Raw genomic sequence first — 26,074 nt, forward strand, 5'->3', positions numbered from 1 at the left:
GGATCAGGTTGGCCTAGCTCGTCGACCTGCAATGTCGAGAGTGAGCCTCGCCGGCGAATGGCTGGCTGACGGAATAGACGGGCCGATGTGGTGCAACGAGACGTCCCGCGGCTGGCATCGTCGACAGCAGCTCATCCCGGTGTCCGCCGCAAAGCAGATCCAGTTGCGCCCTCCATTGCGCCGTCACCGCAACAGTCGGTGCTTATGGCCAGAAGCCTGTCAAGTCCAGTAAGGAGCCACGCCTAGCCGTGTCGAGCCAATCTGTTGATCTTCGTTCCGCGTTCGCAGCCGCGCTCATCGGAAAAGCAAGGGAAGAACACGCCTTCACCCTCATTTCCGTTGATTCGAAGACATCATCGCATGTCGAGCAAATCGAGGCAGAGTATCCGGCTTACTTCCTAGACCTTGGGGTGATGGAGCAGTGCGCGGCCGGCGTCGCTGCCGGACTGGCCAGCTGCGGCCACAAAGTATTCATTGTCGGCATCGCATCGTTCGTCACCATGAGGGCTTATGAGCAGATCCGCACAGTTCTGTCCCATGAGAACTACGACGTTAAGATCGTCGGCCTGTGGTCCGGCCTCTACTACACCTTCCAGGGGCATACCCATGTTCCCCACGAAGATATCTCGATCATGCGCAGCTTGGACAATGTATCCATTTACTGCCCAAGCAGCGAGCTCGACATGCGCAACGTCGTCGATCTCCTCTTTGCCGAACGGGGATTTGCTTACCTACGCGTGGAGAACCCGTTCTTGCCGGCCAGGATGAGGGCGCATGGTGGAGAGAGCTTGGAACTCGGCAGGCTGCAGATCTTAAGGCGGGGCCACCGCGTGACAATTCTGAGCATGGGCCGCTGCCTTCTCGGCGCTATCGACGCCGCTGATTTGCTAAATGACAAAGGGATCAGCTGCAGCCTTCTCAATGCAATCCGTCTGTGGCCGTTTGACGAAACCAGCTTTCTGACAGTGCTCAAAGAAACAGACGTACTCGTCACTGTCGAAGAACATGGGAAGGTCGGCGGGCTAGCCAGCATTGTTTCGGAGTTGCTCGTACGGCATCGCCTGGATCACGTCAGACATTTGCCGCTCTCTGGTTCCTCGAGATATCAAAACAATCTGTCCTATGAGGACGCGCTCGACAGCTTTGGATTGACGGGCGTCAAAATATCGACGGCCGTTATGCAACTGCTCGACGGCCGTGACGACACGCAGGCCGACTAACGCATGTTCCAGCCGCCATCCACCGTTATGGTGTGGCCTGTGATCATCCGGCTCTTGGTGTCGGAGGCGAGGAAGAGCACGAGCTCGGCGATATCGCGAGCCTGACAGAAGCTGTTTAAAGGCACCTGGCGTAGGAGCGATTGCTGCTGTTCCTCCTGCAGGCGAAGCATTCCTCCCTCTACTCCGCCAGGCGCGATGCAATTGACCCTGATATTGAACTCTGCAAGCTCGCGCGCCAGTGATTTGGTGAGGTTATGGACCGCAGCTTTTGATGCGCAATAATGGATACCGGAATTGCTGTACGGAAACCTGTTTGACGTCGCGCTTGTGGCTCCAATGAAGCCCATCACTGAGCCGATGTTGACGATATGACCCGAGCGCTGCCGACGGAAATACTCGCTTGCGGCCTTGCAGGTCAAGAACACGCCGTTCAGATTGACGTTGATCACATTGGTCCACTCATCAAGGGTCAGATCCCAAAGCCGTGCTCTTGTTGAGCCCTCTCGCTTGGGCGAGATTCCTGCCGCGTTGACCAATAGATCAAGTCTGCCCTCCCGATCAAACAGTTGCGCGAAGGCCCCGTTGACCTGATCTTCTCTGCAAGCATCTCCCGGCAAGTAGATCACCTCATCGGAGGAACGATCCCGCGATGGGGGACGTCGATCGAAAACGGCTGTGCGATAGCCCTGATCCGACAATGCGTGCACGATACTTTGTCCGATATTGCCAGAACCGCCCGTGACGATTGCAACCTGCCGGTTAGCGAGCATTAAGAAATCTCCGTTTTTGTTCCAGGCAAGCCAAATGCGGTTGCATCTGCTTGGCTGAATGGTTTCTCGATAAATATGTCCGAGCCATCCCGTCGCGCTCGATCGCGCTTTGAGAGCGTCCATCGGCGCTGGGCCATTAGCGCCCGCCCGACACATGGATCAGTGAACCGGAGACATAGTTTGCCGCATCGCTCGCGAGAAACCCGACCAAGGAGGCGACTTCCATCGACGTCGCAATTCGGCCGATCGGGATCGTTGATAGGATGCGGTCGTAAGCGTCACGCGGCAACGCATCGGCCATTCGCGTTTCCGTCATCCCAGGCAAGAGCGCATTGACCGTTATGGCGTAGGAGGCGACTTCCTTTGCCAGGCTGCGCGTAAGCCCGAGCAAGCTTGCCTTGCTTGCCGCATAGGGGCTGCCATTGGGCAAGCCTTCTGTCGCGGCTATCGAAGAAATGTTGATGATGCGACCCCAGCGTGCTTCTTTCATGGCGGGAATGACAATTTTGGTCGCGAATACAACTCCAAACACGTTGGTCGAGAAGACGTCACTCCAGGTCTGATTGTCATGCTGTTCGAACGGGCTGACCGGGCAATGGACCCCGGCATTGTTGACCAGGATATTTGCATTTCCCCAACGGACCCTGAGCATGTCGAACGCAGAACTCACCGCATGGTAATCAGAAACATCCACGCGAAGCGTCAGGAGCCGATCGCGGTGCTCCCCAACATGTTCGCGCAGCTGCTTGGCAGCCTGCTCGTCACTATGAAAGAAAGCGCACACATTGGCCCCCTGTTCCAGAAAAAGCGATGTGATGGCGCCGCCTATTCCTTGCGTGCCTCCAGTCACGACCACGGTCTTGCCCTCAAACGCGGAATGCATCCTGTTACCCTCCTTTGCCGCGGCGACCCGCAAGGACACCGCCTCCATTCGAGCGTGTGCCGGTTGGCGCGAGGCAGGCACGCGGAGCAACGGGTCGACCCAACGACATGGAGTCTTTGATTGCCTGTATGACAGACAATGTCGACGCGGCGTCTTCCAGGGTAATTGCCGGATTGCACTGTCCCTCGATCACGGCAAGAAAGTGCTCGACCTCGCGTAAAAGAGGATTGCACGAAGCATTGTCGGTCACGTCTGCAAAGATCGAGTGTTCAAGCCGCTCCGTCCATCCCTTACCGGGCCGCTTGGTCGACCAGATCTCTCCCGATGGAAAGCAAATCGTGCCGGTTGCTCCGAACAGGAGGTAACAGTCCTTGGGGTATCTGTGAAAGACGCCGTTCTCTGCAGCGTCGTTCTCATAGCTGAACGGTGAGGGGCTTAGGTCAGAGTGGATAAAGGTGAGGTGACAGGCGCCGCCCATCCTGTTCTCGATTTTGGCCGTGATCGTACATGAATGATCGAGTTCATCCCGAGTACGTATCGTCTCCTGACCGACAGCGCTCACCTCGCAGATCGGACCAAGAAGATGCTGAAACGTATCTATCTCGTGCACGATGTTGATCATCATCATGCCGCCACCAGCAGACGGTTCAACGCGCCAGGAACCAAAATAATCGTCTGGCTTGCGTACCAGCCAAAGCGCAACGGCGCGGTTGATTGATCCTACGATCTTTTCGTCGATGGCGCGCTTCAGCCATCCAATTTGATTTGAGAATCTGCGGTGATATCCGACAAGCACCGGCGTTCGACGCAATTTGACGGCTGATTGTAGGCGTCCAATCTCCGTCACGTCTCGAGCTCCTGGTTTCTCGAGCAGGACAGGAACGCCTCGTTCAATGCATCGCTCGGCCATCTCAACCAGGCTGTCAGTCGAGGCTGCGACGATGACGCCGTCCGGCCTGGCATTGTCAAGCAAAGCCGCGATAGAGTTATAGACTGGAGCTCCAAGGTATTCGGCCTTTTGAGCGTGTTTGGACGGATCTTTAACGCATAATCCGGCCAGCATCGCCTTTCTGGTCGCGAGAACCTGCTGCGCCATCACGAAGCCATGTCCCAGACCAACGACCCCGACCCGTAACCCGCCAGTGCACCCGGCCTCACTTGGCATGCTTTTCTCGTCCTCAAGCATCGTACCTGACGCCATTTGCTCCAGGCTCTTGACCATTTGTTCATCCGGCGAGCTTTTGTGATTTCGCTCGCGCCTTGCATTGATGCGAGTCACGATGGCGCTGACAAGCTATCCAACGTCACAGGCTTGCGCGACAATCAGCGTGCGTGGAGGCTGTGCTGTTTGAAGTCTCGCCGACAATGTTGTTCGGTCTCGCACAGAACGCGCGAATGCAATTGTCATATCGAGCCGAAACTATCGGTCGAGTCTGATCTTACTCCAAGTGCCACCCAGTCTTTTAGTGCACCGTTGGACATGACTGGCTAATTGCCGCGGGCAACTGCAAACTGCCTCGGAGTTGCACGGGACTGCCGGACGATGTCACCGACGCGGTCCTGGAAGCGGGGCTATTCGCTATTCGCCAAGTGCGGCCCCGGCAGCCGGCACGCGGCATCGGCGCCTCGCCGAACCTGACTGCGCAGCCGTGCAAGACCGATTCAAGCGCCGGGACGTGACGCTGTCGATCCTTGACAATCTGTGGGTTACCCCTCGATGATAGCCCTATACTTCTTCTCGATCTCTTCGGATTCCGGGTCGATCCGGACACCCGGTCCTCCAAAAGCTCTCGCCTCCGGCGTCCTCAGAACTTCACATTGAAGTTGGCGTGGAGGCTGTTCTGTGCGACGCCTGAGCCGAACTGACCCTGATAGGCGACGCCAAGGGTTGTGTTGCTGGAGAGCTGGAAGTCCACACCGGTTTCTACGAGTGCCAAGTCCCTGCCAATGGATAGGCCAGAAGCTGCAAAGGCGCTAGAACCGGCAGCGAAGCTGCCTGTTGACAGTGGAATGTAGTCCGCAAAGGCATGGCGCCAGCCAAGGTCGGTTCGTACTGTCGAGGCTACGTGCCCAAGCTGAAGGCTGTTAGTGACTCGGATGCCGAGGGTGGAGAGGGTGGTTTCTATTGTGTCGGCGCGCATATCAAGTGTCGCTCCGCTCCATCCCTTCTCGCTAAAACCGTCTGTGTTGCCCCGAACATAGGCGAGATTGGCGTAGGGCTCGACCAAGGAATGGTCGCTGACGTGAGCCTTGTAGCCCAGCTCTCCGAAGATCTGGAAGGTGCGTGCATCGTAATCGGAGCTCAGATTGTCGCTGAAGCCCGGGAAGGCAACGTTGCGGGTCATCTGCAGATCGTGCCATGTGAAGGCCAGGCCTGAGCGGAGCGCGATAGCTCCTTTTGGCACAGCCCACTCGGTGCCGCCGTAGGTACCGACAGTGTAGTCCTCGCTGCTGCCGGACGACCGAGGAAAATTAGCCATTAAGGTAGAGCGGCTGTAGCCTGCAAGAACGCCGAAACGCCAGTCGTCATCGACGGCCGTATCGATACCAGTTAGGAAACCGCCAATGGTGGATTTGGTCTTGGCGGCATTGCTCTCACCTGATTGCGTTGACCAGCCACCAAAGGCGAAGCCCCACGCCGCGTAACGCAGCAAGTCATCGGATGGAGCGCCGGGAGGCGTCTGTCCGATCGAACCGACAGCGGTGCCGGATTTGCCGGTAGCCTGCTCAGACCCATAAGTCATCACCGCAATCGGGTGGGATGGCGCGCCGCCGAAAGCCTGCTTCAGACGATTGTAGACCGCCGAACGGGCATAGAAGCTGTTGTTGACCTGCTCGGCTGTGGCCGACGCATAGGCCGCTGGCGAAAGCTGACCCAGCGCAGATGTAACCCCTGTACCGTCCGGCGCGGAGAAGTCGAGTGCTCCGACGAGGGTGTGCAACCCTAAAGCAGCGTTGCCCGCGACTTGATCAAGTGCCGCTCCCACCTGGCGGCTGTTGGCATCGGCGGCATAGCGAGAGTAAGCGTCGGGTGGGCGCGAGAACGTCACAGCGTACGTATTGTTGCCCTGAGCCGCGGCCACGGCTGTCAGGGTAGGTGATTGAAGAGATGTCGCCACGTTCGTGAATGAACCGGTGAGAGCTGTGGCGTTCAACCACTGATTGGATGCAAACCCGAAACCGCTGCCATACCAACCACGCTGTGGCGCGATCGCGAACGTACCACTGACAGTTGCATTGCCGTTCACCACGAGTCGGCTGAATGCGCCGGTATCGTTCAGTGCGACTTGCAAGCGGCCGCTAGAGGTCTGCAAGAGGTCGCCTTTCACCGTTATGCTGTTGTCACGGCCATTGATTAGCGGCGCGAACGTGCCGCTATTGATGAAACGGCCACCGGTGTTGAGCAGGTAACTGCCATTGCCAGTCAGCGTTGCATCTTGCGAGACATTCGCGTCGTAGACTTCGTGATGTCCGGTAAAAAAAGAGCTGCCGCCCAACAATTGCAAGGACAGATTGGTGTGTCCGACGATATTGCCATCATAGCGAAATGCAAAGCTTGGGTCTGGTTGCCCTGTAGAGTGACCACCCGCATCCGGCGTCATGCCGAACGTCAGCTTTGTCAGCCGCGGCGCACCGTTTCCATCAACCTGGGCGTAATCTGAACGGATGTCGCCTGACAGCACCGCCCCACGCATCACATTGATCTGGCCCACATAAGCGTTGTTCGACATGTACATCGCCGCATGGTTGCCAGCCAGACGTCCGGTCAGGTCGAACGTGCTGACCAGCGGACCATTGATTTCATCGAGGATTGGGGCCGGTTCATTGCGCGCTGTGTGAATGTACGAGCCACGATACTCGAAGCGATTCCCTAGCACGTTGTTGCCGAAATCGAAGCTTGCGGCGATGCCATGGTTGCCGACGCCTGCACGTCACCACGCTGAGTAAATGTGTGATCCTTGCCGTAGATGAACATGACGGCGCGCCCATTGGCGCCGTCCGCATAGACGCGAGTCCCGGGCAGGATCGTTATTGAATTGTTTCCGCCGTCAACGCGGATGCCGGCACCGCCCACGCCGCGTGAGAGCAGGTCGGCGCGCTGAACCACCGCATTATTGCTGCCATACACGTGCAATCCCGGCCCAAGCATGGCCGTATTGTAGGTATTCGGAAGGTAGGCGGTACCACCGGCGTTGCGGCTGAGGAAGGGGTTGTCGTTCACCAGAGTCCGGCCGCTGCCGTACAGTGAGTAGCCGAAGAAATTGCGCCGATCGATGGTGTAGCCGAGATCCTGGAGCGCTGCGAGCTCCGCCTCCATCAGATTGGTGTAGTTCCGGTATTTCTGATGGCTCATCAAACTGTTGTTGAGCTCGATATGCGACATGCCACTCGTCGATCGCAGCGGAACACCTGGCATGGCGCCGGCGAGCACTTCGCTCACGTGCCTCCCACCGAAATAGCCTTGATCGCGCCGGAGGTCGAAAACGTCGGCAGCTGGCGGGTTCAAGCATCGGGAACAATAAACCGTCTGCCCCGGCTGAGCCTGTTTGCCATTGTCATCGTACCAATGACTCATCCACCCATCTATCGTTTTGGAAAAAGACACCCAGTTAGTAATGTCACCCAGCATGCCCAACGCATGTGCCATCTCGTGCACTACGACCGCTGGTAGATTAGTACTCGGTGTCATCGACACTTGAGACGGGATATATGCCGCGGATGAAAACCCCATCTGCCCGATTCCAATCCCGCCATGCGCGCCATCGTCAAGCTCGCCCGGATCCTGACCGGTGAGTGCCGCCTGCACCTTCGTGACGACTCCCTGATAAGCAGAAAAGCCAGACGCGTTGTCAGTATGGTCTGCGACGATATTGATAATCGCCGGCGATTGACCAGGGACAACCTTGATGATTTCAGCCCAATACTGAATCCCGGCCAGCGCCTGATCTGTTTCCCATTGCGACAAATTCCGCACTGGGGACGCCGGCTCCGCATTTTCGCAACAATAGGAGGCGTCGCCGGTACCGAATATTCGCGCCCGTATAAACGGCACACCGTTCGAATCCCTGACATCATAAGTTTCAATGGCCTGGCTGGGCATGGCGAGCAACGCGTAGGCCGCGACGGCCGTAGCCGTCATTGCGAATTGTTTCGTTCTCAATTTATAGCCTCAGCTCGGGGGACCAATAGAAACGCGCGTAGCTCAGCGTCGTCCGGAATTCGCAGTTACGCGAGGCGCGTAGACATGCAGCTAGGGAGCAACAAAGCTTCGTCGGCCGCTCCCGTCTCTATCCAAAGCGGCGCGCCAGACGCTGTATATGCGGTTTGTTCGGATGCACCATGGCTGACAGGTTGGTCTTCACTGTTGTTCCTTCGAATGAGATGATCGCTCGTTGAGCTCGGGCGGCACCTGCCAAATCAAGATTCGTGCCGACTGCTGCGATGGGCACCCTTGAAACCGTTCTACATTTTATTCAGAGACTTAAGTGAGCGCGAAACAGCAAGGGTCGAAACACCACCTGTTGCGAACTCGACAAACCCAACAATAGTCGGCGCAGAGCTTTGAGGCGGGAGCGAACGCTTCGGAGGTGACGCAGCGCAATGGCATCGGCCCGGACTGCTCACGGGAGGGCGCCGCCAGGTTGCGGCGCCGGCGGTCAAGACGCCGAGCTTCGTGCCGATCTAAATTGGTGTCGAGAGCCGCAGCGCAGCTGACGTGCGTATTTCATCGGCGAGGCCTTTGGACATCAGCGCGCGGCCGACGAAGGCCTGCGGGCTGGTCGAGATCGAGCTGAGTGCAGCGGATCGCGCCGGAGGAGCTGGCGTGGCTTTCGACCGCGGCGCTTCGGGGCATGCGTGGTTGCACTGAGCAACGAGCTCAAGGTGGAGCTCGCGGCACAGTCGGTCGACCTTCGCATTCAGTGCAAGCGATCGAAATCTTTAGAGTTGAGCTTGGTTGCGCCTGAGGATGCGCGAGCCGGGCACGAGCGCGCCGCAGTCCAGCACTCTTCGACGACCCCCATTAAGCGTAGCTGGAACCGGCTCAGGTGCCCGGCGTGGGTGACGCGGAGCGCATTGCCGCGCTGGGGGAAGAGTCCGCCACCTCGAACGCGGACGTGCGCCCGGCACCTGCCCTGGGCGAGATCTCAATCGTGCGTCGAGATCGTCGAGCGGACTTCTGGCTAGTGCGTCCGATTGGTTGCGACTTGCGTGCATCGCTCCGTCGACGACAGTCGCGCATGCCTAAGAAGTACTTGGATGAGCCGGATACCAGTACCGCGCCCATAACGGTGAGTAGCAAAGCTGTGCCGCAGAACATGTGCCATCACCCGCTGATCGAGGCGGGCATGCTGCCAAGCTTTGCGGCAAGTCTCCTGGAGGTGGCAACGCTCACCAGATCGCCCAGATTGCATCCCGAAGACAGCCAATGGCGCGGTTTGGCAAGATACCAATAGGATCGCAGGATGATGAGCAGCCGCAGCGACAGCATCATGTAGCGATCGTTGCCGCCCTTGCGGGCCGTCATCAGGATCAGCATGCGCTTGCTGTCGATTGCGCTGGCGTCAGGCGGCCGACCTCGCCGACCCGTAGCCCCGGCAGCGTAGGCCGTCACCAACGCAATGCGGTCGCGCAGGATCGGGACAGCCTCCAGGAAACGGGCAACGTCCTCCGCACTCAGCGCCAGCGGTGCTTGATCGGCTCGCTGGCCCATCATTGCGACGTGCCCAAGCTGCGTGAGCGCTATCGGTGTCGCGGGCGTCACGGTTGCGGCGAGTCGCCGGTCACGCGACGGACGCTGGTGACGCCACGGTGATGCTACCTTGCTTGTACTGTCTTGCTCATTCAATAGGTTGGCTCCGGATTGCGCTCTCCAAAACACCGATCTTTTGCTTTGTTGAGACGATCGTCTCGCCGCGGTCGCGTTCGCATCACCGGCGTCATGTCTATTGATAGAATGTTCTACTCGATAGCGCGCCACCCGAAATTGGTGAGAGCATTCTGGCTGCAAGGGAGGTTTCTCTTCAGTAATCGCGGCTATCGACGTCGTGCTGCGACGTTGAACTGTCTCGTTCAAGACGTCGCTTGGCTTAGGCGCGACAACAAGATGTCTGCATCCAGACAGTGCGGCGAGAGCTGTCCTTTCATCGAGAAAGCTCTCAAATGTCTTTGGCATGCCGGTTGCTTGAAGATGCGGCGAAATCCGTCGCGATCATGATCGTCGTCCAACCCTGATCGACATATTCAGATGAGACTTGCTCAATTGATCGCGGTCAGAGCTGTCCTGATGCGCTCGCGTCCAAAGCGCGCAGCTGCCGCGCGACGTCTCTCATCTTCGGGTGGCGTTCAGTTTGTCGGCCGCTATCCAATTGCCCGGTACAAGGCATGGACGAATGGCGGGGCTCAAAGAGATGGTGTGCACCATAGTCAAAACGTTATGCCACGAGGCAATCGACCGCGCGGCCGTTAACCTGAGGCTCAAGCACAAGTATCGCATGGCGGCGAGATGCCGAACCTGTGTTCTTAAAGCTGACCGCCGGACACGCATCGGTAATCATAGATAACAAGAAAGATGATGCAGGGCGATTGGGAGCTCGAAGAAATATTGAGGCGACGAGACGAGCTCAAGATAACACTCCTTCGCGCTCAATCGGTTGTAATCGAGTGCAAGGCAGAATTGGCGGACCTCGAGCAGAGGCTTGAGCGTGGGGATGGCCTGTCGGCGCTCGGTGAACGCCAGAGCAGCGCTGCGGCAAGTGCTGCGGCACGGAGCGCGCGACTGCGCAAGCCTCGAACCGCCGCGGAGCCTATTGGCCCGCAAGCGGATGCCATGGCGTTGACGTCTCGATCGCGGACCGTTGACAGCGGCGGCCGCGCGCGTCGTCGGAGGAAGGTGGTGTCATGAGGCACAAACATCACGGAGCCATGCATCTTGGGCGCATCGCGTTGCGAACTCGGCGGCGGGATCGGGTCGGTCGCGGTGCTTGGCGATCACATGCGCGCGGATGGCAACGCAGATAGGGGTGCGATCACCGCGTTATTTTATGGCGATGCGCCTGTTACGTGCTTTGGCTGCCTACAAAAATATGTTGTCAATCACGAATACAGAGCTATCCGTCCGGGGCAGGACCCGTTCGCTCGCGTAGATATTCTCCTTCGTTCGTGTTGCCCGCAGATGTGTTTGAATGTGTGCTCGCGAAGCGATTGTCCGCTGCGATGATCCGCTATCGCGCTCTGCGGACAAGCAAGCTCTTCAAGCGACTGCCGCAGCCATGCCATATCGAATAGCGTCCTTGCGATACCTTCGATTGCACCGCAAAAATGCTGCAGCATCTTGATGACAAATGCCTGTTCCTGCCGAAAGAGGGGAGCGACCATTCGCAGGAAAGTCGCTACGCAAGGCTCATCGCCGAAAGCGGCGCATTGAATCCGCCGAGTTGGTTCAATAGGGCAACAACCGCCGTGCCCGCGCAAAGCGAACGTCCTCGGCGAATTCGCATCCTCCTTTACCGCCCTCCATGCCCCCTGCCTCGCGCGCCGTTGCGAGCCTCGGTGTCGTCTGTAGGACATCCGACATAGCGATGTCGGAGTGGTCGTATTGCTCTGAAATGAGTTTCTCATTTGGCACGACGCCTGCAAGGCGATCCGCGAACGCGCTGTATCATGGACTGAGAACAACTCATCCCTTGGTCGGGCGCGCCGAACATACGGTTGTCAGCAGTGGCTGCGCTCCCGAGCCGACCCCGCGCATTGGGGGCCCAGTTGGAGACATCCGGCAACGCTTTATGAGGGATGCTCTTTGCGCGGGAACACGGTAGGGGCCGATAGAACGGAGCCGGTCGTCGCAAACGTGTACGCCGCATCGCGTCAATCCGTCAGGGATCGCCAACAATGCTTGTCACCTAAATCCGAGGAAAGAATATGCTAATCAATCAAGGAGAACTTGCCAACCTCACTGATAAATTCCAGTGGGGGCACGCAGCGATCTCGTATGTTCTATCGAAGTTCAACAATGTGGCCGAAAACGGTCCTGGATTTCCATGTTTTTTCGGGCGGAGCGCGGTCAAGCGCGGCAAGTTGCGCTTTCTCCTCATTCCATACGATTACGGAAAATCACGGTACGAGCTTGATATTCTAGCTTGCGGCTTACGAACTTACATTGAACAGATTGATATCGACGCTCTCGATGTTAAGGGCCACCACCCACTCCTCGTGCTTTTTGAGCCAGTCGCCGCGCTCTCCACCACGGATCACTTCAAACAGGTCTTCATAGAAGCGATGCAGTTTCTCATCGATGAAGATCGGCGACCTTGGCCTGTGCACGTGGCCAAGGATCCTGCGCACCACACGTGGACGATGTGCTTTCACGGATGTGAACTCTTCGTGAATGTAAGTCATCCTGCCTACGTTCTTCGCAGAAGCAGGAACATGGGAGCCGGACTGGCCTTCGTTATCAATCCGCGAAAGATCTTCGACATTGCAGCTCCCGCCGATCAGCGAGGCAGAGCTATTACAGCGAAGATCAGACGCAGCATCGACATCTATGATGATGTCACACACAGCCCATTGCTAGGATCGTACGTTCTAGGGGAAGCGCAGTGGCCGCAGTACATGATCCCCGACAACAATGAGGACGCTCCACTCGAGTGCCCTCTGCACTTCAAGTGACTGGCGGCATGTCAACGGCTTCCCTCCGTCCTTCTCTCCACCTGGATCTTGAGACCAATTTGGGTGTCAGGCAATGTGGCCGGTCGCGCTTCGCTTTTGTGGCCGTACAATGATTGAGCAGGGTCAATGGTCTTGCAAATGAGAGACGCAGCGGTGATGCCCGCTTGCGACATACTGTCGGTAGTACGCAGATGCACGACTCGGTGTGGTTACTACAGAGAACCTATTTCTCATTCCGAGGACTGGTGTGAAAGATGAAAGTCAAGGTGAGTTCAAGGGACACCTGGGACTTGCCTCAGGGATATTGCTTATAGTCACAATAATCCTTGGGTCCGGCATCCTCGTGCTCCCAGGACTTGTGTTCCAGAAAATCGGGCGGGATGGCATCTACGCTTGGCTCGCATGTTCGCTGCTCTCTGTACCGATCCTAACAACGATGGTTGTTCTCGGTAGCGCATATCCGAACACTGGCGGGGTTGCATACTATGCAAAACTTGCCTTCGGCCAGTACCCAGAGTTGCTCGTGGCACTGCTCTTTCTTGGAGCGACATTATTGGGTTTGCCATCGATCGCAATTGTGGGATCGGCCTACTTACAGAAATTAACCGGCTCCAGCGTGGATATTCATCTGCTTGCCGCGCTGTTGATTTTGCTTGCTGCCTTCTTTGCCCTGTCTGGCGGCGAGACACTCTCAAGTGGCGTGAGGCTGGTGGGCGGATCGTCGTTATTCCTTCTGGTAGGCGCTCTCGTTGCCCTCATCGTGCTAGCAGTGCGAGCCAGCGGTGTTGGGTTCAGTCGCCCCTCAGATTTCTTGTCGGTTGCGAGTCAGATCCCGTTGATCTTCTTCTCCTTCACGGGTTGGGAAATCGCGTCCCATTTGTCCGCGGATTTTCGGAATCCTAAGAATTTTGGCCGAGCAATGTTCTTCGCATTTGTTCTGGTTTGTAGTGCATACGTCGGCAGCGCGGCGCTCGTGCATATCGCTGATATTAAGGCGAATTTCAATACACCAATATTTCAGGCTGCGGCGCAAGTCGCGCCATTCGCACCAGGCTGGCTGGTTCCTTTGCTTGGTGTATCGCTGATCGTTGCCAATCTCTTCGGGTCAGTTGTGGCCGTCTCACGACTTGTTCTTTACCTGTCCGGTCGACGCTTCCTTCCTGCCAGCCTCGGATACTTGCGCGACGGTGCGCCCCGCAACAGTGTCTATTTCGTGGCTGCATCACTGATCGTAATCGTGGTCTGCGACAAGATTGGGTTGCTCGATATTGAAATGATGTTCAGCTTGGCCGGAACGAACTTTATTGCCGTTTACGTGATTTCTGCGATTGCATTGGTTAGGCTCCGAGGAGGATTGGCAGCGTGGTTGCTCGCTGCTGCGATTTTGATTCCCTCCGGGTTGATCATATTCAGCGCCGCGTCTTCTGTTTCTTATATCGCATCGACTGCCCTCATTGCCTACGTCTCAGTCCGAAACAATCGAACGAGATTGATATGAACCAGCTCCATATCAATGAGGTATTCAGGGCCATCTCGATCGAGGAGGGCCTGTTACCCGTGAAGGTCACGCCATTCTATGAAAGGAAGATCAAGGAAGAAGTTGGGGCGCTAGGCAATCATCTGGGGCCGCTTCACCGGGTGTCCTTTCCAACGCGGGACAGAATCTCATTGAGGGCCCCCAACGAGGTAAAGGACTTCGTCGACGACCGGTCAAATGCGTGTGGCCCCGCCAATAAGACCTCCGCCGTCAGAAAGTACGCCGATCGCGTGCTTTTCTTGACCACCTCGAGGTGCTTTGGGAATTGCCAGTATTGCTTCCGCACGGACGTACTTAGAGAGAACGCCGCCATTGACGGGCGATCTGAACTAGATGCAGATCTGCGTTATCTGCTCGAATACCTTCGTAGCCAACCAGAAGTCACTGAGGTGATCCTGTCGGGTGGAGATCCGTTGATCCTGCCAGGATCACGGCTGGAGGCAATCATTGAAGGAATTCGATCGGTTCCATCGGTGAAGTCAATCCGAATTCATACAAGGGCGATCGTGTATGAACCGAAGGCTTTCACTGCGGAGAAAATTGATCTCTTTGCGAAACATAACCTCCGTATCACCTTCCACATCGTGCACCCATACGAAATTTGTGACGAAGTGTCCGAAAAGATCGCAGAGCTTCGACAGCGCAAGCTTAGACTTTACAACCAATTTCCGCTGCTACGTAACACTAATGATCACCAGTTGGTCCTTTATCGACTCCTGGAAATGCTCGACGACAGGGGCGTGCGCAATCTGTCGATCTTCATTCCGGATCCCATCAACTTCTCCGCAGCCTTCCGCGTGCGTTTGAGTCGCGTCTGGCACATTTCTGATCGTCTTAACTTCATTTCACCATCATGGATCAATTCGACACGCTTTGTGTTCGATTCCAGTCGCGGGAAGGTAAGGCGAGAACATTATTCTGAAACGAATAGCGGGACTGATGTTGCCATCTTCGTACGAGACGGAAAGTCAGTTTCCTTTCCCGATTTTCCTGAGCATCTTGATGTCCCTGGCAAGATCGAATTTATGCTGTGGAAAGAAAAGTGGCCATAAGGGATGATATGTCGCCGGTTTGGCGGATGCCGATATAGGGTGATTTTCCGGCGCTCCCGCGGGTTCTTTTTGGCAAGCGGGGGGTACGATTGCTCACTTTCAGTCCAGCTTTATCGTTCGGCCGCGATCCGGGAATCTGTTCTGCAATGACGAACCCGCTTCTCCGGTGAGTTCGCGCTGGTGAGTGTTATCACTACGACCAAAAGTAAGCGTGGCGTTGAGGCCCTTGAGAATTTTGGTACTCAATCCTGAGAGCACCGCTAGAAGAGTCATCTTCTGCAAGGGTGCTCACAATGGACGACCATTCGGACGACATAAGACGACCGTTGTCACCGCGTATCGAAGTGTACGCAGGCGCAGGTCGAAAGCGCTGGCCGGACGATTTGAAGGCACAGATTGCCGCGGAAAGCCTCGAGCCGGGCGCGATTGTCACAGATGTCGCGCGTCGCCATGGGTGCCGACCCCAGCAGGTGCACGACTGGCGGCGCCGGGCGCGTTTGGGCCAGTTGGTGCTGCCGGCTTCGGCGGACACGCTGTCGTTCGTGCCGGTGGTGTCGGAATCGGCGCTACCAGCGGCCGCAGAGGCCACCGGGTCGCCGGAAGCAGCCGTAGTGACGGTTGAGCTCCAGGGGGCACGCGTGGAGGTGCGGGGGACGCCTGGCCTTGCTGTGTTGAGTGATGTTCTTGGCGCTTCGACGGACACGTTCATGCTGATGCCGCCCGCGAGCCTCATGATCTACGTGGCGACGCAACCTGTGGACTTCAGAAAAGGTGCGGAGGGCTTGGCGCTGTTGGCGAAGGAGACGCTGGGCCATGACCCGATGAAGGGCGTGGCGGTGGTGTTCCGTGCGAAGCGCGCCGATCGGGTGAAGATTGTCGTCTGGGATGGCAGCGGCCTTGTGATGTATTGGAAGCGGCTCGATGGCAGCGGCTTCAAATGGCCTCCCATCGTAGCCGGCGTGATGCGGATGAATGCCGCCCAGCTGTCCGCGCTTCTGGCCGGCATGGATTGGACGCGGATGCACGCGCCTCGAATCCCGCAGCCGAAAGCACTTGCGTAGGACATAAAATCTTCGCTGCATCGGGGCGCGAAGCATGGCAGACTTGGGCCAATGAGTGATTTGCCTGATGAGCTGCCGAGCGATCCAGCCGAGCTGCGTGTCTTTGCCGCGGCTCTGGTGGATCGCTGCGCCAGGCTCGAGCGGTTGCTCAAGCTTGCGAAGGATGCGCAGTTCGGTCGATCGTCGGAAAAGCTGGACGCTGATCAGCTACAGCTTGTTCTGGAGGACATCGAAGAGGCCGTCGCGGCTTTCGAAGCAGCTGAGGATCGCGCCAATCCCAGAGCCCGCGAGAAGAGAACTGCCAAGCGCAGAGCCAACCGTGGTCAGCTTCCGAAGCATTTGCCGCGCATCGTCGAAACCCTGATGCCGGCTGCAATCTGCTGCCCGTGCTGCAAAGGCAATCTCGTTGAGATTGGTCACGATGAGAGCCAGAGGCTCGACGTCGTTCCGGTGCAATACAGGGTGATCGTCACCCGCCGGCCCAAGCTGGCCTGCCGCGCCTGTCATGGCGTCGTCCTCCAGCACGCTGCGCCCGAGCGATTGATCAAGGGGGGACTGCCCACCGAGCGTCTCATCGCGCATGTAATTGACGCCAAGTATCATTGGCATTTGCCGCTCTATCGTCAGGCGCAGATGCTGGCGACCCACGGTATCGCCATCGACCGTTCCACGCTCGCCTTCTGGGTCGGCTACGCCGCCCAGGAATTGAAGCCCTTGTGGCATCGTCTGCGCCAGCTTCTGCTCGCCTCTTCGAAGCTCTGTGTCGATGAGACCCCGGCGCCGGTGCTGGATCCAGGGCGCGGCAGGACCAAAACCGGCTACTTCTGGGCGCTGTCACGCGATGACAGGCCCTGGGCCGGACCTGACCCACCTGGCGTGGTTTACGCCTATGCACCGGGCCGTGGGGCCGTTCATGGCTTGAGGCTGCTCGAGGGCTATCGCGGCATCATCCACTGCGACGGCTATCAGGCTTACAAGACCATGACCCGAGAGACGCGTGCGGACGCCTTGTCCGGAACGCTCGCCTTCTGCTGGTCGCATCTGAGGCGCCAGTTTGTGAAGATCGAGCGCGAGGCTGCTCCGGCGCCAGCTCCGGTTGCCCGCGAGGCTCTTGAGCGCATCGCCCAACTTTACGCGGTCGAGAAAGCGCTCCGCGGCCGATCGGATGCCGAGCGCCGTGCTGGCAGGCAGGCGCATGCCCGACCTCTGGCTACAGCCTTGAAGCAGTGGTTTGAGGCCAAGCTTGATCACCTTGCACAAAAGAGCGACACGGCGAAGGCCTTGCGTTACGCGTTGCGTCATTGGGACGGCCTGACGCTCTACCTTGATGACGGGCGCATCGAGATGGACACGAATGCTGTCGAGCGTGCGATGCGGCCGATCAAGCTCAACGCCAAGAACTCCCTTTTTGCCGGTTGCGACGAGGGCGCCGAGAATTGGGCAGTTCTGGCTTCGTTAATCGAGACCTGTAAGCTCAATGGCGTCAGCGCCGAGCACTGGCTCGCTGATGTTCTCGCGAAGCTCGTCAATGGTTGGCCTGCGGCGCGACTGGACGAACTGCTCCCTTGGGCGTCGATCTACACGATGCATGCACACGATCCGAGGCTGGCGGCATGAGCCTGAACACGACCGCGGTCCGGATCAAGGTGACCCTCAAGGATGTGAAACCGGAGGTGATGCGATGCCTTGTCGTGCCGCTCACGCTGCGCCTTGATCGGCTGCATCTGACGCTTCAGGCGGCGTTTGGCTGGACGAACAGCCATCTCTTCGAGTTCCTGGCCGGCGAAGGACGTTGGGGTATCCCTGATCCCGATGGAGATTTTGGCCCTCAGCCCATCGATGCCCGCAAGACGCGGCTCTCTAATATCGTTCAGGAGACCGGCGCGAAGACGATCCATTATCTCTACGACTTCGGCGATAGCTGGGATCACGTGATCAAGCTCGAAAAGTGGTTCGACAACACGACAACAGAGGGACTTCCGTTCTTGCTCGAGGCCGCCGGCCGTTGTCCTCCGGAAGATGTCGGCGGTGCGCCAGGCTATGCCGAATACCTCGACGCCATCAGCGACCCCACCCATCCGGAGCACGAACATATGCGCCTCTGGGGCCCGCAGCAGTTCGATCCCAACGTCATCGACCGGAAGGCGCTTGCGGCCGCTGTCAATGCGTTGTCCGACATATGGAAGCCGCGCCGGCGCACCACGCGCTCAAAATAGACGTCAAGCGCCAATCAAATGGGCCTCAGAGCTACGCTTACGACCAAAACGCGAGCGTTGTCGATGCATGCGGGTCATAGGCGAATGCCGGCCTGGCCGCGTGATGATAGCGGTAGCCGTAATAGGCGAACGATAGGGGCTATGTCAGGATTACAACAACGTTCAGAGAGGCAGTCCGCGCATCCATCAATTGCTTTCGCAGCCGCGCACCGACGCCCTGCAGGATCGCTCTTCCTCTCGCGAATAGAGTCGATCCAGCTCGACGAAAGGCACGGTGAGACGGGTCTACGAGAAAGTGCGCCCTCGCGATAGCCATCCTGAACGGGTGACCTCTTGCAGGAAAGTCTTTCTTCGCGCAGCGCTCCTGCGAGTTCGTCAAGTCCACGTCTGCTTTGCGTCTTACAATTGTCATCTTGCACGGGCCAGTGCGCCGAGCGGCGGTTGATCTGGTCTGCGCGCAGCCCCGACAGGGCAGGCCGCAAGGATGCACGCAGCAAAGCATGAAGAGGTCGATGACAAATCTGTTTCGCGACTGGATCTTGTTGTCCATAGTTGGCGTGATGACTCTTTGCCCCGCTGCCAGAGCGCAAGACCGCCGCGTGGTCGTCGAACCCGTTGCACCTCGTGCGGTCTGTGACCGGCCGGTGCCATCTGGCAACAACGATACGGCCAGGCTGCAAGACGCGATTGACCATTGTCCAGCTGGCGCAGCGGTCTATTTGGGGCGTGGTGAGTTCAGCTCGGGTCCACTCGAGATGAAATCGGGCGTAACGCTCTGGATCGGGCGTGGGGCCAGGCTTTTTGCCATTCCCGAACCAACTGCGTATGACAAGGGCTGGGGCCATTGTGGGCGCATCGCCGGCAAAGGTGACGGTTGCCGGCCGCTCATCAGCTTTTCCAAAACGCGTGGCGGCGGCATCTATGGCGAGGGCATCATCGATGGCCAAGGCGGCACAGCCATGGCCGGCAGTGCCGAAACCTGGTGGCAGCTTGCTCGCCGTGCGCAGGCAGAGGGCGGCCACCAGAACGCGCCGCGTTTGATTCAGATTGACCATGCACAAGACATTACTTTCCACGGCATCACCTTGCGCAATGCGCCCAATTTCCACGTTGCGATGAACCGCGTCGAGGGAGCCACCTTCTGGGACGTCACCATCGATACGCCCGCGGATGCCCGCAACACCGATGGCATCGATCCGGGCGCTAGCCAGGATGTCACCATCTCCCATAGCATGATCCGCACTGGAGACGACAATGTCGCGGTAAAGGCTGGCAACAACGGTTCGACCCGGTATATCTCGATCATCCATAATTATTTCGGATGGGGACACGGGATGTCGATTGGCAGCGAAGTGAACTCCGGTGTCAGCGACATCCTCGTGCGCGACCTGACCCTGGACGGCACGACATCAGGCCTGCGCATCAAGAGCGATGTCAGTCGAGGCGGCCTGGTGGAACGGGTGACCTATGAGAATGTGCGCCTGCGCGGCAACCGGTGGCCAATCATGTTCGATACAAAATACGATCCTCGCGCCGATGGTGATAGAATTCCGCTCTATCGCCAGATCGTTCTGCGTCATGTCCGCGGCGATAATGGGACGCTGTTGATGCGCGGGCTTGACCAGGCGCATGCTCTTCAGATTACGATGGACGACGTGCGCTTTGGCAAGTCAGCGGCTTGGCAGATCGAAAATGCCGACGTGACGGTGGGAAATTCCGGCGTATCGCCGCCCCTGCCGGGGCGACTGCCGGACCGCTAGCTATTGGATGGGAAGGCTGTTCGCAGACACGTCCCAATCACTAGGCCGTCGGAACAATCTGATGTCGGACGCATCCGGAAAGCGATCGCAACGCGCAAGCGGGCGTGAACCCTCGGCATCAGCGCACGGACGCGCTCAAACCCCGACTGCGACTATTGCGGCGGTTAGATGACATCTTGGGTCATCATCAACAGTAAGATTGTTGTGAGGAGTTTCGCGCTTTCCGCCGTCGTTCTGGCCGGATGCTTTGATCCCTCGCAAGCACATGCGCAACCACTTCTGGTCTCGCAAGTCGACCAGAATGCGTATCACTCCCTTCAAGCGGCGATCGAGGCATTGCCGGCGCGCGGCGGCGATATCCTGATAGCGCCGGGCACCTATCGCGAGAAAGTCAAAGTCGTCAAGCCTGGTGTTCATATAAGAGGCTCCGGCAAGAAGCCGGACGACACGGTTGTTGTCTACAACGACGCCGCGATCAATGTGGGGGGAACCTCCCATTCCGCGACCCTGGAGGCGTCAGGCGACGACTTTCGGCTCGACAATCTGACGGTCCAAAACGACTACTCCCTAGACAAGGCCAATCCGCCCTCCCAAGCGGTGGCGTTATCCATGACCGGAGACAAGGACGTGATCACCCACGTCCGCCTGCTCGGCGCACAGGACACGCTGTTCGCCAATAAGGGGCCGAACGGCCGAATGTCGCGTCAATACTTTTCGGACTGCTACATCGAAGGCCATGTCGATTTCATCTTTGGCAACGCGAAGGCTTATTTCCATCGATGCGAGTTGCACGCCATCGCCCACCACACGGTCGTGTATACCGCGCAAAGCAAGGCCTCGCCGGACGAGGATAGCGCCTATGTGTTCGATCACTGCAGGCTGACGGCCGATCCTGCCGCGCGAGAGATCGCCCTCGGGCGCGCCTGGCGGCCCTATGCTGCGGTGATCTTCTTGTCGACTGAGATAGACGCGCCAGTGATCCCACAAGGCTGGCGCGAATGGACGCCCGGAAAGACTGACACACTGACAACGGCCTACTACGCCGAATACAAGTCCACCGGCATCGGATCCAATCCCGCAAGGCGCGAACCTTACTCCCATCAACTGAATGGCAGCGAAGCCATGCAGTGGTCACTCAAGACGTTCTTTGCCGGCGAGACGGCGTGGCTGCCCCACTAGCCATCAAAATGGGATCCGGTGGCATATTCGAGGCTCGCCAAGATGATTCCAGACCTGCTGCTCGGTTGAGGCACGTCTCGGACGCTGTCAGCACGATCAATGTCCTCGTTGTCTGACTGCGGACAGGATTTGTCGGCATTCGTACATTGCGCGACGTCATGGCCGCTCTTCGGGAGAAGGACACGCGTGTCCTTGATCATGATCGCGTCGTCATCTATCGCGGCATGGCCCAACCATTGCAGGTAGAGCAAATGATGCAGTGGGAGATGTTCGCAAGCATGGTCATGTTCGGCCGTGATTTCACTTTGTTGAGCAGGGCTTGCGCAAGAGGAGGTCGCAGTGGCGGATAAATATGTTAGTCACGCGCTCTGTTTGCTAGATCGAAATGAGCGAATGTGGGTAAAGCGCCTGTCGGGTCCCGTTCGGCCATGTTCGAGTCCTGCTGCCCACGGACAATCGAATTGACCCTGTTCGCCGCGCTGTTGATAGGCGTTGTCTCGCTGTTGTACGCGTCCACCGGCCTGGTCGGGGGGACAGCGTTTCTCGCTGTCATGGCCTTCGCAGGGCTTCCGGCCGAGCAGATGCGTCCGACGGCGCTTGTTTTAAACGTGCTTGCCGCCGGCTATGCGACTTTCGTGTTGCATCAGCACAAAAAGATTGAGTGGCAGCTGCTTTGGCAGCTCGCAATCCCATCGATGTTGACCGCCTTTGTCGGCGGATGGTTGGCGCTTGACGGGTCGCTGTACTGTGTCATGACCGGCGTTCTGCTGATCGCTGCCTCCATCCTGATGTTGCTCAAGCCTGGACTTGACGGCACCAGGCACCGCCAGGTGTGGCCCGCTCATGCCGCGTCGGTCGGTGCTGCCACGGGGCTGCTCTCCGGCTTGACGGGGATAGGTGGTGGTGTCTTTCTGATCCCATTGATCCTGGCGCTTGGTTGGGTCTCGCCGAGACAGGCAGCTGGACTCTCTCCTCCGTTCATCCTTGTCAATTCGGTGCTCGCACTGGCTGGAGTGCTGGTGTCCGGCCAATCGGTGAATTCCGAGGTCGCGTTCTATGCGATCGGTGCGGTATTTGGCGCAGTGCTGGGAACCTTCATTGGGCTGCGCTGGATGTCGAATTGGACCACTCGATATGTTCTGGCAACGATTTTGCTTTTTGCAGGCGTGAGATTGTTGTTGCGGTCCTGACGTTCGGCTTGGCTTGTCCGCGGCCGCTTTCGAACCAGTTGCGTGTTGCTCTCGGCAGAGCGCAATGTCGATTCGAGGGTATCGGCGATTGAGGGAACTCCGACTTCGAGATCGATGAGACGTTTGGGATGGCACCCGCGTTGCGCCAATCTCGCAATTGTTGTGTTTGGCGATCAATTCGACGGCGCTTCTATGGAGAGGCTTGATTCAAGAGGGCTTTCGCTATGAGTGCGCTTTACGCGATGCACACTTTGTTGGAAAGGGCGGAAGGGGTGGCGGTGCCGTTTATGTTGGTAATGGCAAGATCGTCGGGATCGATGTCGGAAACCTGCGCTATACAGGCACCTTTACGGAGCAGGGCGGCCGCTTGCAGGGCACTGTTGATCTTTATGCGCCGACCGGTGGCACGCTTGTAACCGACGCTCAGGTACCTGCGGGCAGCAGATGGAGCATCGCGCTCGATTGGCCGGACGATTTTGCTGATGGTAGCGTCCAGGCCCTTGTCGTCCAAGGGAGCCCAGTACACGTCGTATTTGAGAAGGTCGGGGATATCTAACGTCCTCATAGCTCGGCAGTTGTTAGCCGGCAGTCGTTATCGTTCTGTTGTTGTCCGTGCGATTGCGCCGGTGCGCCCGAATCACAATAGGCATGCCGGTTATGATAACCGATAGGGAAGCTATCCTGTTCGTACTCGCCATCTAAGGCGCGGCGCTCTCCAGTTGGAATCTGTAGAACGGTCTTTGCAATGATCGGCGCGCCGCGTCACCTTTGGTCTCGAAAATTCCGTCGACACGAGCTCGCTTAGCGCATGACGCCCGATGCTGCGGCCGAGCCTGCCGCGTGGGACATGAATGTCGACAAGCGCTCGCTGGCGGGTCGGCGTTAACAAACCTCCGGCGATCTAACCGCTGCCGGTGGACCGTGCGACGCGCTCAGGCAGCCATTGCGGGCTCGCGCCAGTTATTGGCGGCTCCTTCGAAGACGCGGGCGCGATCGCCGTTTCCGACTTGCGGCTCTCTACACTCGTCAGCTTCTCGAAAGCTAGCTCCTGCAAAAAGCACAATCTAGCTCTGACTGAAAACGCTGCTCGCTGGCACTCCAGGCCGAAGTGTAAGTCCAGATTGCGCAGCACCTACACCGTCAAGAGGAGAGCAGGATGGATCCAATCGACCCATTTTTCAATTCAGAAGCCTGGATACAGGAATACGCTGCCAGGCAGGAACGGCAGCGGGCGGGGCAGCAATCGGGCAACGCGAGCCAGCAAGGCGGCTTTGAGCAGCAGATGGAGAGTTTGCAACTCAGTTCACCTGATCGGAGTTCAGCCAGCTCAGCTTCGCCTGATGAAAGTCCCGCAGAGCGGACTGCACAGCACCAGCACGCTGGCCTCGGCAGTTCGATGCGGATGCCGCCGTATCCCCAGCTGAGGGACGAGTTATTCAGTAGCGCGCGCCACAGCGTGGACGTTCCCCGCCCTCGTCCTGGAAGTGCGGCCCAGCTGCCGCGCTCCAATTTGCGCGATAACGTGTTCAGCAGCGCGCGCTACACCTTGCCAGATGCAGAGCCTGCGATTCAATCTAAGAGCAGCAAAGGCCGCGGACTGTGGTCGCGCATCAAGTCGGGGGTCGGAAAGGCGTTCGGAGGAGGTCGCAGTGAAGGCTCGTCCGGCGCCACGATGCAGCAAGAGGCCCTTCCAACGTTTCGCGTGGATTACGCCAGGCAGCCCGGCCGGGCGCGCGGTGGCCCTGTCCCTGCGGCGGACGAGGCGCTCATACAGGATTTCAGAAACAAAGCGGGAGGCAATCTCAGCGACGGCACCATCAAAAATGCGGCCGCAGATCTGCGTCATTTGAGCGCGCGCCTGAGCATGAACGGCAGGCCATCAATAGCAGACCGGATTCGCCGTGAGTTGGAAAACGCGCAATTGGAAAATCCGGAGGTGGACAACCATCAGCTGGAAGCCGAGCTCGATCAGGATGTGGACACCTATGCAAATGACCGCGGCAGGCGGATCAAGGCGGCCTTGAAAAAACTTCGTGAGGTTGGCGCCGGACGGGCCCTATCGGCCGATGTTCGCCGACTGAATCCCTATCCTGCAGACGCAACGCTTATCGACATGTGGGCTGCGGCGGAAAAGGCGACGCACAGGATCGAGCCGAAGACCGTCGACAGGCAGGCTCGTCGCCTTTACAGGCTGAGCGAGTGGCTGCAAGCCCGAAACCTGGAGCCCATCGCTGGCCGGCTCTTCACCGACGGGCTTTCTGGTGACGTCGAGGACTACAAGCGTGAAACACAGGAGACTAAAATTGGCCCTGATTTGATGAGGCTTGGCCAATACCAACAAGTCCTCGACGCGAATAGAGCGCTCGGGCTGTCTCCTGCCGCGGGTGCGCCCCCGTTCGCCAGGGAAGGTGCGCAGCGATCGGCGCCGCTGGAATTGCCGGCAACGCCAGCTACCCCAAGCGCGGGAGCCTGGAATTGGCTCGGGGAGCAGATCCATGGACCCTCATCATCGTCGTCCACACCGCAACGCGGCCCTCAAGGCAGCTTGTCGCAGGGCCTTCCCACAACGCCGGCCACCCCGAGCGCGGGAGCCTGGGACTGGCTCAGCGAGCAGATCCATGGATCCACGTCAGCATTGCCAGCGCCGCCACGGGACCGGCAGCCCAGTTTGTCACACGGGCTTCCGGCGACCCCAGCCACGCCGAGCACGGGAGCTTGGGATTGGCTCGGGCAACAGATGCACGAAGCCGCCTCACCATCATCTGTGAGGCGCCCGTCGTCAGACATCTACGGCAATCTCGATCAATTGGTTAATCTGGATCCGCCCACGCCGTATGAACTGCGTGACGATGCCCAGTCCGTGCCTGCGCCTCGGTTCGCTGGACCGCCGTCGGTTGCTGGACCATCAGGGACATCGCAGGAACTACGGGACATCGGAACTATCGTTGGCGAGGACTGGCAGCACGGCTCACAACCGGCCTCAGACGTCCTCATCGACGTACTGGGCAATATCAATCTGCTGCCGAACCAATACGGGCCAAGCCAGTTTGCGATCAACGGTGAGCGCTACTCGGCTACGTTCGGACCGGGAGGACGCAGGGACGTTCGTCTCATCCACCATCCTGGCACCCGGCAGATCAATCAGGCAGCCGGGCCATCGCGGCAGCGCCATCAGCCGCCGCAGGTAAGCGACGCTGGGCCATCGCGCGAAGGCGTCGTGGATCTTGGTTATCTCATTCACGGAGGATGGCAGCACCGCGAACGCTACCTTCCGTCTTTCCTTGTCAGCGCACTGGAGGGCCAGAACCTGATGCCGGACGCCGAGAACCCAACGTATTTCAACATTCGCGGCGTGCCCTATAGAGGCAAATTGGAGGAAACAGGCGGCCGCCGGCGCGTTCGCATTCGCCCTGAACCTGGCTGAAGAATCCGCCTGGCCTGCAACCTCACAGGATCGCTGGCGCAGCTCACGCGAGCGGCGTTCTAGTCAGGCCCTAGCACGGGATCGCGATCGCTTCAGGATATCGTCAACAGCGCACG

At 58.4% G+C, this 26,074-nt stretch carries 19 protein-coding genes; 11 read left to right on the forward strand and 8 right to left on the reverse strand.

Translation table 11 applies throughout. The annotated features are described in order from the left end of the window. Positions 1 to 248 precede the first annotated feature (248 nt). A complete protein-coding gene (locus P6U30_RS11370) occupies positions 249 to 1,220 on the forward strand; it encodes a transketolase family protein (RefSeq protein ID WP_407169202.1) in 972 nt (323 codons plus the stop codon). Here P6U30_RS11370 and P6U30_RS11375 read toward each other — a convergent pair. From P6U30_RS11375 to P6U30_RS11405, 7 genes are all read right to left on the reverse strand, one after another. Continuing rightward, positions 1,217 to 2,113 (reverse strand): SDR family NAD(P)-dependent oxidoreductase, encoded by an 897-nt coding sequence (locus P6U30_RS11375; RefSeq protein ID WP_280973129.1) that lies wholly within the window; start codon positions 2,111 to 2,113, stop codon positions 1,217 to 1,219. The two genes, P6U30_RS11370 and P6U30_RS11375, sit on opposite strands and share 4 nt — an antisense overlap. Positions 2,114 to 2,126: 13 nt before the next feature. Next, complete coding sequence (locus tag P6U30_RS11380) at positions 2,127 to 2,873, reverse strand: SDR family NAD(P)-dependent oxidoreductase (protein WP_280973128.1); 747 nt, start codon at positions 2,871 to 2,873, stop codon at positions 2,127 to 2,129. A gap of 4 nt (positions 2,874 to 2,877) precedes the next feature. Beyond that, entirely contained in the window at positions 2,878 to 4,095 is a 1,218-nt protein-coding gene (locus tag P6U30_RS11385; RefSeq protein WP_280973127.1) for a Gfo/Idh/MocA family protein, read from the reverse strand. A gap of 583 nt (positions 4,096 to 4,678) precedes the next feature. Beyond that, entirely contained in the window at positions 4,679 to 6,751 is a 2,073-nt protein-coding gene (locus P6U30_RS11390) for an autotransporter outer membrane beta-barrel domain-containing protein (protein WP_407169203.1), read from the reverse strand. Then, on the reverse strand, positions 6,745 to 8,013 hold the full coding sequence (locus P6U30_RS11395) for a hypothetical protein (protein ID WP_407169204.1): 1,269 nt from the start codon (positions 8,011 to 8,013) through the stop codon (positions 6,745 to 6,747). The genes P6U30_RS11390 and P6U30_RS11395 overlap by 7 nt, the downstream gene beginning before the upstream one ends. 1,042 nt (positions 8,014 to 9,055) lie before the next feature. Continuing rightward, complete coding sequence (locus P6U30_RS11400; RefSeq protein WP_407170432.1) at positions 9,056 to 9,286, reverse strand: tyrosine-type recombinase/integrase; 231 nt, start codon at positions 9,284 to 9,286, stop codon at positions 9,056 to 9,058. Further along, positions 9,199 to 10,047, reverse strand: coding sequence for a hypothetical protein (locus tag P6U30_RS11405; protein ID WP_280985010.1), 849 nt, complete (start codon positions 10,045 to 10,047; stop codon positions 9,199 to 9,201). Before P6U30_RS11405 ends, P6U30_RS11400 begins: the two co-directional genes overlap by 88 nt. 1,745 nt (positions 10,048 to 11,792) lie before the next feature. On the opposite strand from P6U30_RS11405, the gene P6U30_RS11410 reads away from it, so the two are divergent. From P6U30_RS11410 to P6U30_RS11450, 9 genes are all read left to right on the forward strand, one after another. Further along, positions 11,793 to 12,539: a YqcI/YcgG family protein gene (locus tag P6U30_RS11410; protein ID WP_280973124.1), complete on the forward strand. Its 747-nt coding sequence runs from the start codon at positions 11,793 to 11,795 to the stop codon at positions 12,537 to 12,539. A gap of 247 nt (positions 12,540 to 12,786) precedes the next feature. Then, the gene (locus P6U30_RS11415) at positions 12,787 to 14,037 is read left to right on the forward strand and encodes an APC family permease (RefSeq protein ID WP_280973123.1); all 1,251 of its coding nucleotides are present in this window, start codon (positions 12,787 to 12,789) and stop codon (positions 14,035 to 14,037) included. Further along, positions 14,034 to 15,128, forward strand: a complete 1,095-nt coding sequence (locus P6U30_RS11420; RefSeq protein ID WP_280980518.1) for a radical SAM protein — start codon at positions 14,034 to 14,036, stop codon at positions 15,126 to 15,128. The genes P6U30_RS11415 and P6U30_RS11420 overlap by 4 nt, the downstream gene beginning before the upstream one ends. A 293-nt stretch (positions 15,129 to 15,421) precedes the next feature. Continuing rightward, positions 15,422 to 16,189 carry an IS66 family insertion sequence element accessory protein TnpB gene (gene tnpB, locus P6U30_RS11425; protein WP_407169205.1) on the forward strand — a complete coding sequence of 256 codons (768 nt, stop codon included), beginning with the start codon at positions 15,422 to 15,424 and terminating at the stop codon, positions 16,187 to 16,189. A gap of 51 nt (positions 16,190 to 16,240) precedes the next feature. Next, positions 16,241 to 17,806: an IS66 family transposase gene (gene tnpC / locus P6U30_RS11430; protein WP_407169206.1), complete on the forward strand. Its 1,566-nt coding sequence runs from the start codon at positions 16,241 to 16,243 to the stop codon at positions 17,804 to 17,806. Then, on the forward strand, positions 17,803 to 18,405 hold the full coding sequence (locus P6U30_RS11435; protein WP_407169207.1) for a plasmid pRiA4b ORF-3 family protein: 603 nt from the start codon (positions 17,803 to 17,805) through the stop codon (positions 18,403 to 18,405). The genes tnpC and P6U30_RS11435 overlap by 4 nt, the downstream gene beginning before the upstream one ends. A gap of 512 nt (positions 18,406 to 18,917) precedes the next feature. Continuing rightward, entirely contained in the window at positions 18,918 to 20,165 is a 1,248-nt protein-coding gene (locus tag P6U30_RS11440; RefSeq protein WP_407169208.1) for a glycoside hydrolase family 28 protein, read from the forward strand. 168 nt (positions 20,166 to 20,333) lie between these two features. Further along, the gene (locus P6U30_RS11445; RefSeq protein ID WP_407169209.1) at positions 20,334 to 21,344 is read left to right on the forward strand and encodes a pectinesterase family protein; all 1,011 of its coding nucleotides are present in this window, start codon (positions 20,334 to 20,336) and stop codon (positions 21,342 to 21,344) included. 461 nt (positions 21,345 to 21,805) lie between these two features. After that, positions 21,806 to 22,534 (forward strand): sulfite exporter TauE/SafE family protein, encoded by a 729-nt coding sequence (locus tag P6U30_RS11450; RefSeq protein ID WP_280973118.1) that lies wholly within the window; start codon positions 21,806 to 21,808, stop codon positions 22,532 to 22,534. Between the two features lie 235 nt (positions 22,535 to 22,769). Here the strand turns inward: P6U30_RS11450 and P6U30_RS11455 are convergent, their stop codons facing one another. Beyond that, a complete protein-coding gene (locus P6U30_RS11455; RefSeq protein ID WP_280973117.1) occupies positions 22,770 to 23,045 on the reverse strand; it encodes a hypothetical protein in 276 nt (91 codons plus the stop codon). Positions 23,046 to 23,690: 645 nt separating this feature from the next. Between P6U30_RS11455 and P6U30_RS11460 the strand changes: the two genes are divergently transcribed. Next, positions 23,691 to 25,958 carry a hypothetical protein gene (locus P6U30_RS11460; protein ID WP_407169210.1) on the forward strand — a complete coding sequence of 756 codons (2,268 nt, stop codon included), beginning with the start codon at positions 23,691 to 23,693 and terminating at the stop codon, positions 25,956 to 25,958. Positions 25,959 to 26,074: the final 116 nt, after the last annotated feature.

It is taken from the genome of Bradyrhizobium sp. ORS 111 (assembly GCF_045571485.1).
Taxonomy (GTDB): domain Bacteria; phylum Pseudomonadota; class Alphaproteobacteria; order Rhizobiales; family Xanthobacteraceae; genus Bradyrhizobium.